The organism is Campylobacter sp. RM12637, assembly GCF_020137645.1.
Taxonomy (GTDB): Bacteria; Campylobacterota; Campylobacteria; order Campylobacterales; family Campylobacteraceae; genus Campylobacter_E.
Genome location: NZ_JACGAV010000003.1, coordinates 60792 through 74489, shown reverse-complemented (window position 1 = coordinate 74489; position 13698 = coordinate 60792). Strand labels below are relative to the sequence as shown.

14 protein-coding genes are annotated in these 13698 nt (G+C 28.2%); 7 read left to right on the top strand and 7 right to left on the bottom strand.

The features are described 5' to 3' along the window. Positions 1-482: 482 nt before the first annotated feature. From AVBRAN12637_RS02510 to AVBRAN12637_RS02480, 7 genes are all read right to left on the bottom strand, one after another. Complete coding sequence (locus tag AVBRAN12637_RS02510; RefSeq protein ID WP_336615248.1) at positions 483-1244, bottom strand: FAD:protein FMN transferase; 762 nt, start codon at positions 1242-1244, stop codon at positions 483-485. After that, positions 1241-2842 carry a hypothetical protein gene (locus AVBRAN12637_RS02505; RefSeq protein ID WP_336615247.1) on the bottom strand — a complete coding sequence of 534 codons (1602 nt, stop codon included), beginning with the start codon at positions 2840-2842 and terminating at the stop codon, positions 1241-1243. The genes AVBRAN12637_RS02510 and AVBRAN12637_RS02505 overlap by 4 nt, the downstream gene beginning before the upstream one ends. Before the next feature lie 121 nt (positions 2843-2963). After that, entirely contained in the window at positions 2964-4403 is a 1440-nt protein-coding gene (gene pyk, locus AVBRAN12637_RS02500) for a pyruvate kinase (RefSeq protein ID WP_214116229.1), read from the bottom strand. A 1-nt stretch (position 4404) separates the two neighbouring features. Further along, positions 4405-5751, bottom strand: coding sequence for an FAD-dependent oxidoreductase (locus AVBRAN12637_RS02495; protein WP_214150335.1), 1347 nt, complete (start codon positions 5749-5751; stop codon positions 4405-4407). A gap of 43 nt (positions 5752-5794) precedes the next feature. After that, positions 5795-6406, bottom strand: a complete 612-nt coding sequence (locus AVBRAN12637_RS02490; protein ID WP_214116219.1) for a type III pantothenate kinase — start codon at positions 6404-6406, stop codon at positions 5795-5797. Continuing rightward, a complete protein-coding gene (locus AVBRAN12637_RS02485) occupies positions 6403-7323 on the bottom strand; it encodes a hypothetical protein (protein WP_214116217.1) in 921 nt (306 codons plus the stop codon). Before AVBRAN12637_RS02485 ends, AVBRAN12637_RS02490 begins: the two co-directional genes overlap by 4 nt. Beyond that, positions 7320-7829, bottom strand: coding sequence for a hypothetical protein (locus AVBRAN12637_RS02480; RefSeq protein WP_214116215.1), 510 nt, complete (start codon positions 7827-7829; stop codon positions 7320-7322). The genes AVBRAN12637_RS02485 and AVBRAN12637_RS02480 overlap by 4 nt, the downstream gene beginning before the upstream one ends. A gap of 132 nt (positions 7830-7961) precedes the next feature. Between AVBRAN12637_RS02480 and gatC the strand changes: the two genes are divergently transcribed. Genes gatC through AVBRAN12637_RS02445 form a run of 7 tightly spaced genes read left to right on the top strand, consistent with a single transcriptional unit; the run spans position 7962 to position 13697 of the window. Then, positions 7962-8240 (top strand): Asp-tRNA(Asn)/Glu-tRNA(Gln) amidotransferase subunit GatC, encoded by a 279-nt coding sequence (gatC, locus tag AVBRAN12637_RS02475; RefSeq protein ID WP_214116213.1) that lies wholly within the window; start codon positions 7962-7964, stop codon positions 8238-8240. Between the two features lie 54 nt (positions 8241-8294). Next, positions 8295-9341 carry a type IV pilus twitching motility protein PilT gene (locus AVBRAN12637_RS02470; RefSeq protein ID WP_275592004.1) on the top strand — a complete coding sequence of 349 codons (1047 nt, stop codon included), beginning with the start codon at positions 8295-8297 and terminating at the stop codon, positions 9339-9341. Next, the gene (locus AVBRAN12637_RS02465) at positions 9338-9895 is read left to right on the top strand and encodes a CvpA family protein (protein WP_214116211.1); all 558 of its coding nucleotides are present in this window, start codon (positions 9338-9340) and stop codon (positions 9893-9895) included. The genes AVBRAN12637_RS02470 and AVBRAN12637_RS02465 overlap by 4 nt, the downstream gene beginning before the upstream one ends. 11 nt (positions 9896-9906) lie before the next feature. Continuing rightward, positions 9907-10356: a Fur family transcriptional regulator gene (locus tag AVBRAN12637_RS02460; protein WP_214116209.1), complete on the top strand. Its 450-nt coding sequence runs from the start codon at positions 9907-9909 to the stop codon at positions 10354-10356. 24 nt (positions 10357-10380) lie between these two features. Further along, positions 10381-11865, top strand: coding sequence for a lysine--tRNA ligase (gene lysS / locus AVBRAN12637_RS02455; protein WP_267524735.1), 1485 nt, complete (start codon positions 10381-10383; stop codon positions 11863-11865). Between the two features lie 57 nt (positions 11866-11922). Then, positions 11923-13158: a serine hydroxymethyltransferase gene (gene glyA, locus AVBRAN12637_RS02450; protein WP_336607011.1), complete on the top strand. Its 1236-nt coding sequence runs from the start codon at positions 11923-11925 to the stop codon at positions 13156-13158. Next, positions 13152-13697, top strand: coding sequence for a DUF1882 domain-containing protein (locus AVBRAN12637_RS02445; RefSeq protein WP_214116202.1), 546 nt, complete (start codon positions 13152-13154; stop codon positions 13695-13697). Before glyA ends, AVBRAN12637_RS02445 begins: the two co-directional genes overlap by 7 nt. Position 13698 lies beyond the last annotated feature (1 nt).

The window sequence follows — 13698 nt, the reverse complement described above, 5'->3', positions numbered from 1 at the left end:
TATTTTTAGCTCGTATCTAAAATCAAACAAATATTTTAAACATTAAATTCACAATATAATTATTTGCAAAAAAATAGAATTTAAAACTGATAGCACAATATAAAAATCATAGACAAAAACTATATTAAATATTAAGTATAAAACTTAGTGAAACTTCTAAATATTTTAACAAAACAAACATATAAAGCAAATAGTTAGAATATAACAAGCAATATTTTCAACTCACGCTACTATTCATAAAAATATATTTAAGTTTTTAAAAATTCTTAAATTATGATTTTGATAAAAATTATGTTGCAATGAGCAAAACAAGCAGTGGTATTTGTAATTTTATATATTTTATGAAAGTAATACAAAAATTATTGCTATTTTTCTTTAAATATCTAAAAAACAAGCATTTGTAACAATATTTTTAATCAAGATTGTTCTAAAGTAATATAATAAAACTCTCTTTATTTTAACTTCAATTAAAATATATTAAATTACCTGTCGCGATTAGATTGGTATTTTATTTCGTTATTAAAATCAATGCAAATTGCTAAATACTCTTTAGGCAAAATAAATTCTTCAAAGCACAAAGCAGTTGAAAATACCCCACAACTAAGCGTGTTTTCTCCTATTACACTAACTTGAGAGTATTTAAAATCTTTTGTATTTATTATGTGATTTGCCCTTTCATATTGTGCTGAAGTTGTTAGCGATTGATTTAAGATTTGCCATTTTTTAATAGCTTCTTGTGGATTTTTAGGATTTTTAATATTTACAAATATTTCTTTATTAGTCTTTAAATCCCCTCCAAAATTAATCACATATTTGTATTTTTCACAAATTTTAGCACATTCATCAACTGCAAATTCTTTAATCACACCACCTAAGTCAATTTTTGTATTTATATCTTCAAATTCTATAAATTTTTTAGATAAAAAATATGAATTTTTACCATATTTTGCATTGTTTTTTAATTTTTTATTGATTAATGTAATATCAAAAGCATAATTAGTAATTTCACTAAGACTTGAGAGTTTTTGCAAAATCATCATAGTTTGTTGGTCTAATTTTATCCGATTTTTGCTTTTATTATTAATTTTGGATACCAGCGAAGAATTATCAAAATAATTATATTTTAAATGTAGATTTTTACAAAGCTCAAAACATTTAATAGCCAAATTAGAAGCTTCATATTCGCTAGCTTCTAATTTAACAACACATTTTGTACTAAAGCAAGAAAAAATAAATTCTTTCACTTACTAACTTTTATATTAAATGGAGTTGTTAAGGCTTCTTCACGAATTATTTTGCCGTTTTCACATAGCTTTAATATAACACTAAATTCCCCACTTAAATCATTTTTTGGTAAAGCAAAAATTTTACCTTTTTCATCAACAAAATCTGCAAACTCATCAGGTAAAAGATACACAATATTTATCCCATCAATATGTTGTGGAAAAATAATATCTGATTTTATTTTTTCTTTTCCACCACTATTTTTCATCTTAATTTTAATATTTTCCATATTTGGTGCAATAAAACTAAAAATATTTGCTTTTAAATTCTCAAATTTATCATCTATGCTAATGCTTTTGCCTTTTGATAAATCATAAATATCAATATTTCTACGATTATTAGAAACAATTAATGTATTATTGTCTTTAAATGTAGCGGCATAACTTACATTCCCACCCTTAATACTTCCTGCTAAATACGGCTTATTTTCAATATTAAAAATGCTAGTTTGCCCTAATCTATCTCCAAAAGTATAAGCCAAAGTTTTACCATCTGGACTAATAGCATAAGAGCCAGAATATAAAGCAAAACCTGTATTTGAACACTCTGTTGTGTGATTTAATACACTTACTTTACATAGCTTAGAATTATAATTATGTGGTGTTGTATAATAAATATTTTTTGCATCAGGACTTACTAAAAAAGGGCTTGTAGTAGCTTTTATAGGACGACCAAAATATTGTGCGTTAAAATCTGCGATTTTATTTAGTTTAGATTTTTTAATATCGTATTCATAAATGCCTTTATTTTCGCCTTTTAAAAGTACAAATAATCTATCAAGACTAACATCAGCCTTTACTACATCTTTAATCTTAAAGCTTTTTATCAATTTTAAATTCTTATCAAAAATACTAAAAGTTTCTTTATCATCTAAAGCAATTACACCATCTTTGTATTTTCTAAACAAAAAATATTCACCCTTTAAAAAAGCTAATTCCTTTAAATCACCGCTATTATCTAATTTTATTTTATGTAGTCCTGAATGGTGCAAATATGGTCTAGCATTTTTATTATCTCTTCCTAAATATTTTGGCATAGTATTTACAAAAGCAGTTTTATCATCTATAAATTCTACTTGCTCTACGAAAAGCTCACTTGCCCCACTCCACTCATCATCATCGTTATTATCTGTTTTGCTATCTTCTTTAACTTTTTCTTGTTTTTTTGCATCGTCGGTAGCTTCTGGATATTTCTTACCTAATTCAGAATGATCAGCATCCTTTATCGCATAAAAATCATTATAAACAATATTGTCATTTTTTAAGTCAAATAACACTATTGATGAATGATAGCTCCCTGCTGCTAGTAATTTATCATCTCTTACACTAATATCTCTAAAATATAAATCAGTTTTTGATTTTCCTTCAAAGTATCTTGCATAATGCCATTTAAAACTATCATCTGGATTTAAAGACTTAATAAGATTTGCTTGAATGCTAGTTTTATTAATACTATCATCATAAATATCAATCATTTCATTTGGTTTTATTACATAACTAGCATTTAAAGAACTTGCTAAAACACAAGCTAAAGTTGAGCTTAAGAATATTCTCTTCATTTAAACTTCCTTTCATAATTATTGATAAGTATTATAATAATTATTATTTAATATAAGTTTAAATATCATTCATTTTTTAGAATTTAAAATAAGCAAAAGCCTATTTTAAATTCCTTTTTTTCTACAAGTTTAAATAATACTCTATTTGTTCTTTTCCAAGAACTCTGATTAAATTCGTGCTACCTGTTTCTCCTACAGGATAACCTGCTGTAATAACATAATTTTTACTCTTATCCATAATGCCTTTTTTTACCCCTACTCTTACACAATTTTGTAAAAGTTCGTGCAAACTACCTGCCTTATCAACCACATAAGCTTCACTAAGACCCCAACAAATACTAAGGCTTTTTAGTGTTTTATCACAATGGCTCATTGTTATTATCTTTGTATCAGGTCTATATCTTGCCATTTTTTTAACACTCGCACCACTACTTGTAAGACAAATCAATGCGTCTGCATTAATATCTTTTGCAAGTTGCACAGCTGATGCTGCGATGGTATCAGTCATATCTCTTTTATCGTGATTAAAATTGCAATATGGATAGATTTTCTCTACTTCGCTAATCGTTGCAGCCATAATGCTAACAGCATTTACAGGGTCAATTCCAACTGCACTTTCTTCGCTAAGCATAACTGCATCAGTTCCATCTAACACAGCATTTGCAACATCGCTTATCTCTGCTCTAGTTGCACTTTTGTTATTTGCTAAAGAAAATAGCATTTGAGTTGCAGTAATTACTGGCTTACCTATTTCATTAGCTTTTTTAATTATTGATTTTTGTATGCTTGGAACCTTATAAAAAGGAACTTCTATTCCTAAATCCCCACGAGCAACCATTATCCCATCGCTTACATTAAGAATTTCATCTATATTCTCAACAGCGTCAAATTTTTCAATCTTTGCAAAAACAGCAGTTTTATTTCCGTTTTCGGCTAATATTTGCTTAGCATTTTTGATATCATAAGCGTTTTGAACAAAAGATATTGCCATATAATCAACATCATTTTTAACACCCCACAATAAATCATCTTTATCTTTTTTAGTAATTACTTCTATATTGATTTTTGTATTAGGAAAATTTATACCTTTATTTGACGCCAATTTTCCATCGTTTTGAACTTGGCATTTTAAATAATCTTGATTTATATCTTCAACTATTACTTTAATAGAACCATCGCATAAATATATAGCTTCGCTAACTCTTACTGCACCTAGAATTTCATTATAATTTGTGCTTACTTCATAGTGATTTTGTGCTTTTTGATTAGCCTTTATTGTATGTCTATAAATATCTAATCTATCGCCTTTTTTTAATAAAAATGGCTCAGGTAATTCTAATACCCTAATCTTTGGCCCTGAAATATCTTGTAATACTCCGATATTTTCGCCTAATTCTTCAGCTATTTTTCTTACCTTATCTAAATTCGCTTTATGATATTCGTGAGAGCCGTGAGAAAAATTTAAACGAAATACATTAACACCTGCTTTTATCATTTCTCTTATACATTCTTCGCTATCGCTTGCAGGCCCTAAAGTTGCTATTATTTTTGTTTTTTTCATTTTATCCCCTTAGTTCTTTATTGAATAATTCTTCGTTAAATTCAAGTTTTAAATAATCAACCACCATTCTTAAATCTCTTAAAGCATTTCCCATACAACTAGTCGCACCTGGACTTGGGGTCATATTAAAGATTATTCCTTGATTTTGTGGCACTATACTAGCTTCGCCTAGCATTAATTTCTTTTCAGTTTTGTTTAGCACTTGTGGGCGAACTCCACCAAAACCTTTTGCGTAAGTTATATCATCAGTTGTAAGACTTGGGACGATTTTTCTAGCGTCTTTTACAAAAAGATTTTTATTAAGGTATGGCACTTCAAATAAGAAATTTCTTAAAATATAATTTCTAATAGTGCTATCTTTCATTAAATCAAGTAAGATTTTAATAGTAGTTCCATCAAGGCGTAAAGTTGTAAAAAATTCAGGCAAACTCTTAAGCCCGTGATAACGCTCAAGCTTAGGTAATACTAAAGCAGTCGGACCAAAACGAGTATTCATATCACATAAAATATCAGGGTCGCCGTGTAATGCTGCAAAAGGTAATTTTGGATTTTGAACCATATAAACTTTACCATTTAATAAATGCTTTTTAGTTAGATAAAAACTACCTGCAACAGGCAAACAGGCATAATCAAGACCATAACCCATCTTATGTGCTAAAAATAATGAATGAGCACCTGCATTTACCACTACGAAATTCGCACTAAATTCAGTCTTGTTAGCACTAATTAGATAAAAAACATCGCCTTTTTTATAAATATTTACAATTTCTTCATTAAAAAACATTTGATTTTCTTGATTAGCTTTCATTGCTTCTTCAGCTAAACTCTCGCTCATTTTGCCAAAATCAACCGTTGTATAACAATCCCCTGCTAATGCACCCATTGCAAATATTTCTTCAGGTCTATCACCACCACCTAAAGCTTCTACTACTTTTGGCTCTATTCTTTTTATTTCTGCTTTGTCAAACTTTCTAATATAAGGATAAATATCTTTAAATTCTTCATATCTTTTTTGCATAAAAGCACATTCTTCTTCACCAACAGCTAAAGCCATTTTTTGATGAGAAAACATAAACTTCTCTTCTGCTTTTACTAATTTTGCGTAATTTACAATCATATCAGCGTTAGGTTTTACTTTTGAAGCTTTTTCATAAGTATAATTTGTCTCTATATCTCCGCTATGAATTGTTTGAGAATTGCTAGTGCCTTTAGAATTGAGAGTGCTTAATGCGTGATATTTTTCTATTAATGCCACTTTTTTTACATTTGTATATTTGCTAAGCTCATAAAACAAAGCCGCTCCACTAATTCCACCACCAACTACTATAACATCAAAATGTTGTGCCATACTCCATCCTTTTTGTAATTTTTTTAATGATAATTTTATTTATTTATAAATTCAAGTCTTTAATTAATTTTTGCATTCCTTGGAATACTAAATTTTTTTCATTTATTGCATTTTTAAAAAACTGACTTAAAAAGCTTGCATCTCCACCAGTTAGATAAATTATCTCATCATTAGCAAAATCATTAATACTATTTACAACACTTGAAATTATCCCGTAGCTAATAGCGTCTTTTGTGGAATTTGGTAACGAATTTAAATCAATAGATGTATTTAATTCATAATCTAATCTACAAGAAATATTCTTATAAGCATTAAGATATGATTGAATACCTGGCAAAATAAATCCGCCTAAATGTTTACCACCACTCATTTTATCAATTGTAATTGCACTACCAGCATCTACAATAATGCCAGAATCAATGCAATAACAAGAAGCAATTCTATCAACACCCAGACCAACATAAGAAGTGTTAAGACTAAAATAAGGTTCAAGATTAATATAGTTATTAGGTAGTGTAGAAAAATTAGAATTTACACTTATATAAAATACTTTTTCTTTAAAAGAGTTTGGGATAAAGTCTTTTAACTCTATCCTTTTTGCATGTTCTTCTTTATAAACACAAGCTGTTGTGTTTCCAATATCAATTAAAGTCATTTCAATTCATAGCTTTTGTTATTATAAAATAAAATATTATCCTTAAAATAAGCACCTGAATCTATTTTAGAATCTAAATTATAAACAGCTAATTCATTTAATTTATCATCTAATTTTATCAAGTATCCATTATGCTCTAAAGCATAAATAAAGTTATTATAAACATAAACATCACTATAGTTTGCATATTTAAATTTAATTTTTGTAATTTCATTTAATAAATAATCAAATTTATAAATTACGCCTTCGTTTGATAAAATATAAATATAATTATCTTTTTCTAAAGCCTTTTTAATATTGATTAGTTTAGTATATGTTTTATTATCAATTATTGTAAATACCTTACTAGAACTTGCTGCGATTAATTTTTCACTATCAGCTTTTAAAAATACAACATTATTAAAAAATTCTTGAGTTCCTACATTTATACTTCTTATAAAAGTATTGGTATTGTTATTGATAACGATTAATTTGCCATCTAAGCTAGGAATTATTATCACATTGTTATTAAAACTAGGATTTGCTAATTTTTTCACCACCCCATTTGCTTGTCCGTAGTTTTCACTAAATAAATATTTTTGTTCTAACAAATCAAATATTATTATATTATTCAAAGCATCAACCATTACAGCTTTATTGCCTTCTGTTGCGATACTTACAATTTTTGCATCAAATTTCTTATCAAAAATTACTTCTTTATCTTTTAAGATTTTTAAAAATCCTAAATCATTAGATAAATACAAGATATTATCTTGTTTGTTAATGATTTCATAGCCTTTAAAATTCTTCAAGATATTCTCATTTTTCGTTTTAATTGTTGTAAGCTTTTGAGTATTTTCTGGCTTATAGTATTGTTTTGAACCTGAACAAGCCGCTAAAAATACTAAAGATAAAGCTATTAAAGAATATTTTTTCATTGGTTACCTTGATAATGTTTTAAATTATTAGCAATTCTTAAAAATACAGAATTTGCACTTATTGAATTAAGTTTTACTTCAGCTTCTTTAATTTTATTATCTTTTAACAACGCATAAGCTTCTTGTATTGTTTTTAAATCTGTTAAGAAAAAATCTGATTTAAATTCTCTAGCTTTATAAATTTCTAATAATAATTTATCCTCATTACTAGGATTAAATTGTAATAATTCATCTAAATATTTTTCATCTAAAAGCACTGCTAAATATAAATTAGGATTTAAAGATTTTAATTGATTTAATTTATCATTATTTTTAGTAATTAATAGCTCATTATATAAAGCATTTGCTTCTTCTTTTGTTTTTTGTTTTATAGAATCATTAATAGATGTTATGACAAAATAAGCAACAATTACGATTATCAAAAATATAAAAAGAAATTTGTATTTTCTAATAAATCTTTCAACTTTAATGCCAAATTCTTCTACGCTATATGAATTTTCTTTCAAATTAAATTCCTTAAAAATTAATAAAATTAAAGCTGAAATTGTAACAATTTTTCGTAAATCTTGATAAATTTAGTGCTATATTAAATTTTTATTATATAATCAGATGAAATTTTATTAAAGCAAGGTGAACTTATGGTAGTCAATGAAAAGCTATTAGAAAGATTAGAAAAATTATCATCAATTAGGTTAAATGATAATGTAAGAAAAGAACTAATTGCTGATTTTGATGATATTTTAAAATTCGTAGATAATTTAAATGAAATTGATACTAATAATTTAAAAATCAATAATTTAAATTATACTCCACTAAGAGAAGATATACCACAAAAATCAGAAGTTATTGAAGATATTTTAAAAAATGCACCATCTACAAATGGACATTTTTTCTCTGTACCTAAAATCATAGAATAAGGAAAATAAATGGAAGAAAATATTCAAACTCAAGATAGCGTTAATACCATTCAAATGAATGGAATTTTAACATTTATGAAAGAAAATGATGCGAGTGATTTGCACTTTATTCCTGGTAGAAAACCACTTTTAAGAATTCACGGAACTTTGAATGATTTGGAATTTGCTGTTTTAAATTCTGAAATTATTAAAGCTTCTTGTTATAGTATTTTATCAGACGCACAAAAAGCAACCTTAGAAGAAGAAAGAGAACTAGACTTCGCTTATGCAGTTGAAGGAGTAGGGCGTTTTAGGGCAAACTATTACTATGTTGAAGAAGGAAAACTTGCAGCTGCATTTCGTCTAATTCCTGAAAATATCCCTAGTTTAGATGATTTAAAAGCACCACCAATTTTTAAAGAATTAATCAAAAAAGAAAAAGGACTAATTCTTGTAACAGGTCCAACAGGTTCTGGTAAGTCAACAACTCTAGCAGCAATGTTAAATGAAATCAACGCAACAGAAAGTAAGCATATTTTAACCATAGAACACCCAGTTGAATTTATGCATAAAAACAAAAAATCAGTATTTTCTTACAGAAACGTTGATATAGATACTAAAAGCTTTCAAACAGCTTTAAAATATGCTTTAAGACAAGACCCTGATATTATCTTAATCGGTGAGATGAGAGATAGAGAAACAATAGCAGCAGCAATTACAGCAGCTGAAACAGGTCACTTAGTATTTGGAACCCTACATACAAACTCAGCTATGCAAACAATCAACCGTATCGTAGATAGCTTTAGTGGTGGAGAGCAAGACCAAATTAGAAATATGTTATCGTTTTCATTACAAGCAGTTATAGCACAAAGCTTAATACCTAAAAAAGGTGGTGGTCGTTTAGCAATTCACGAAATTATGATTAATAATATGGCTATTGCAAACCTTATTCGTGAAAACAAAAACCATCAAATATATTCACAAATGCAGTTAAATCAACAAGGCACAGGTATGAAAACCCAAACACAAAGCTTAGTTGAAGCGGTTCGCTCTGGTTTAATCACTCGTGAGCTTGCTTTAAGATATAGCACTCAATATAATGAGCTAGTGAATTTGATATGAATAGCGGCTTAATACTAGATTGTGTAATAATTGGCGTAACGCTAATTTTAGGTATTGGTGGAATTATTTCAGGACTTATTAAAGAAGGTTTTGGATTAGCTGGTATTTTAGTAGGCGTATATGTAAGCACTAGCAATTCAGAAAAAGTAGGGGCATTAATTAATCAATATGTTTATAAAAGCGATAATGAGCTTTTATTAAACCTATGTGGTTTTGTTATAACTTTAGTTATAGTTTGGGGAATTTTTCTTATTTTAGGAAGAATAATATCAAAACTAGTAGCCTTAAGCGGACTTGGAATAATTGATAAAATTATGGGATTTATATTTTGCGCTGGAAAAATATTTATAATTTTTTCTATAATTGCATCTTGTATAAATGCCTTACCTATAATAAATAGTAAAGTAAACCAATTTTTTGCAAATAGTATGATGTATCCTGTTTTAATTCAAACAGGTGGAGCAATTGCTAATATACAAGCGATTCAAAATACTATAAATACAAAAAAAGAAAATTTATTAAATAATGAATTAAAAGAAGAAAATTCAAAATAAAAGGAGAAAACATGGAAAATATGGAATACGATGTATTATTAGAAGAATTTAAAAAAATTCTAAAAACAAGTGGATTAAAATACACAAAACAAAGAGAAAGTTTATTAAAATTACTTTATAACAATGACGAACACTGCACTCCAGATGAACTTTATGAAGCATTAAAAGAAATGGATCCTAATCAAAACATAGGTATCGCAACAATTTATAGAACTTTAAATCTTTTAGAAGAATCAGGAATGGTAACTTCAATTTCTTTTGGAACTGCAGGTAAAAAATTTGAGCTTGCAAACAAGCCACACCACGACCATATGATTTGTAAATCTTGTAATAAAATTATAGAATTTCAAGATGATATAGTAGAGCAAAGACAATTAAAAATTGCAAAAGAACATGGTTTTAAACTATCAAGCCATTTAATGCAATTATATGGAACTTGCAAAGAATGTCAAAAAAAATAATTTAATATAAAGAAAGGTAAAAATATGTTTGAAAACCCACTAGAACAGCAAAAAATTAGTAAAGCTAACGAACTAAGGTCTTTAGGTATTAATCCTTATTCTCATTTTGTAACAAAACCGATGAGTATAAAAGAATTTAAAGATAAATATGATTTCATAAATGAACTTGAAGAAAAAAAAGCAGAAGAAATCTGTGAATTAATCGGTAGAATTAAATTTATGCGTGATGGTGGGAAAGCCGTTTTTGCGAACATTGAAGACTTTAGTGGCTCAATTCAGATTTATTTTAATAAAAGCACAATTGATGAAACTTGGTTTGATAATATTAAAAAACTCATAGAAGTAGGCGATATTATTAAAGTTCGTGGTTATGCTTTCGTAACAAAAAAAGGCGAATTTAGTATTCATGTAGATAAATTAGATTTAGTTACTAAAAGTATTTGCGTATTACCTGAAAAATTTCACGGCTTAGTGGATATGGAAAGCCGCTATAGACAAAGATATCTTGATATGATTATGAATGCTGAAATTAGACAAGATTTTGTTAATAGAAGTAAGATTGTTTCATTTGTTAGAAGATATTTTGAAAATCTAGGATTTTTAGAAGTTGAAACTCCTATGATGCACGAAATTGCAGGCGGAGCTAACGCAAGACCATTCATTACTCATCATAATACTTTAGGTGTTGATAGATTTTTAAGAATTGCACCTGAACTTTACTTAAAACGCTTAATAGTTGGTGGTTTTGAAGCTGTATTTGAATTAAATCGTTGCTTTAGAAACGAAGGAATGGATCTTACTCACAATCCTGAGTTTAGCACGATTGAGTTTTATTGGGCTTATCATAATTATAAGGATTTAATGAATTTAACTGAAGATTTATTAAGCAAATTAATAGCTCACTTAGGACTTAGCACTACTATTACATACGATGATAAGCAAATAGATTTTAGCACTCCATTTGCAAAAATTCCATATAAAGATGCCTTAGTTCAAATAGGTGGTATTGATGCTACTATAGTAAATGATAAAGCTGCAATTTTAAAGAAATTAAAGGCTGATGGATTTGAAGCAAATGAAAAATTAGATTTAGGACATTTACAAGCAGAATTATTTGATAATTATGTAGAAGACAAGCTTATAAATCCTACATTTATTACGGATTTTCCAGTATCAATTAGTCCATTAAGTAGAAGAAGTGATGAAAATCCTGAAATAGCTGAGAGATTTGAATTATTTATAGCTGGAAAAGAACTTGCAAATGGATTTAACGAATTAAATGACCCACTTGATCAATACGAAAGATTTTTGGCTCAAGTAGAAGCTAAAAAAGCTGGAAATGATGAAGCATGCGAAATGGATGAAGATTTCGTAAATGCGTTAGGGTTTGGTATGGCACCAACTGCAGGTGAGGGCATAGGAATTGATAGACTTGTTATGATGCTAACTAACAAAAAATCAATCAAAGATGTAATATTATTCCCTGCTATGCGTCCTAAAAAGGATTGATAATTTCAATTTGTGAATGATTACTAGCGAGAATTTATATATAAAAAAGGGGTTAAGATGATATTTGATACAGAAATTAATGAAATTATAAAAGAAGAATTTAAAAGACAAAATGAGAATTTAGAAATGATTGCTAGTGAGAATTTCACTTTTCCTGAAGTTATGATGGCTACAGGTAGTATTCTTACAAATAAATACGCAGAAGGCTATCCATCAAAAAGATATTATGGTGGTTGTGAAATCGTTGATAAAGCGGAAGTTTTAGCAATTGAGCGTTGTAAAAAATTATTTAATTGCAATTACGCAAATGTTCAACCCCATTCAGGCTCACAAGCAAATCAAGGTGCATACGCAGCATTATTAAATCCAGGAGATATTATTTTAGGAATGGATTTAAGTGCAGGTGGGCATTTAACTCACGGCTCAAAGGTAAATGCAAGTGGCAAAGTATATACTAGCTATAGCTACGGAGTAGATGAAAATGGTTATTTAAATTATGATGAAATTGAAAAAATTGCCCTAGAAGTAAAACCAAAATTAATAGTTTGTGGTGCTAGTGCTTATGCTAGAATAATTGATTTTGAAAGATTTCGTAAAATTGCTGATAAAGTAGGAGCATTTTTATTAGCTGATATTGCACATATTGCCGGTCTTGTAGTAGCCAATCTTCACCCAAGTCCATTTCCACACGCTCACATAGTAACTTCAACAACTCATAAAACTCTAAGAGGGCCAAGAGGTGGGATAATAATGACTAATGATGAAGAACTTGCAAAAAAAATAAATTCAGCAATCTTTCCTAACCTTCAAGGTGGTCCATTAATGCATATTATTGCAGCAAAAGCAGTTGGATTTAAATATAATCTTGATGAAAGTTGGAAAACATACGCTAATCAAGTTATAAAAAATTGCAAGGTATTAGCCGATGAATTGCTAAAAGAAGGATTTAAATTAGTAAGCGGTGGAACTGACAATCACTTATTGTTAATGGATTTTAGTGATTGTGAATTTAGTGGAAAAGATGCTCAAATAGCATTGGAAAAAGCAGGTATTACAGCTAATAAAAATAGCGTTCCTAACGAAAAGCGTTCTCCTTTTATTACAAGTGGATTAAGACTTGGCACTGCTGCACTTAGTGCTCGTGGTATGAAAGAAGAAGAAATGAAAGTAATAGCACAGACAATAAGCTTAGTGCTAAAGAATTTAAATAACGATGAAATTATAAAAAAAGCAAAAGAAACTACGCTAAAATTAAGCGAAAATTTCCCATTATATAAGGACTTAAAATGTTAACAAGCAATGAATTAGCCTTAATTAAAATGATTAATTCACATTATTTTATAAAAAGAGATACTATAGTAAGCAAAATTGAGCATAAAGGTAGAACTTTTTTTAATAAGTATGAAAGAGTTAATGAGTTTTTATCTCCAAGCTTAATAAGAGAACATTCAGAAGGTAAAATAACAATAGCTCACAATTTAATAAACGCACAAGATAAAGTAGAAAATATAGTATTTGACTACAATGGTTTTAATACTGAAAAATTTTGGCATAGAGCTCAATTATTATTAAGAGAAGAAGGTTTTATTAATTTCACAGCTTATAAAAGCAAAACGCCAGGTCATCTTCATTTATATATTCACAAAGGTCATACTGCATTTGCCGAAGGTTGTGGATTAGCTAATAAACTAAGTGCAATGTTGGCTCAAAAAATGCCCGTTGAATGGAGAGTATTTCCAACACTTGATATGCCTAAGGAATACAATATTTTAGCATTACCTTATGAAATTTATCAAAAAGAGCGTGGGGCATCTTGGTCAAAACATATGTAAA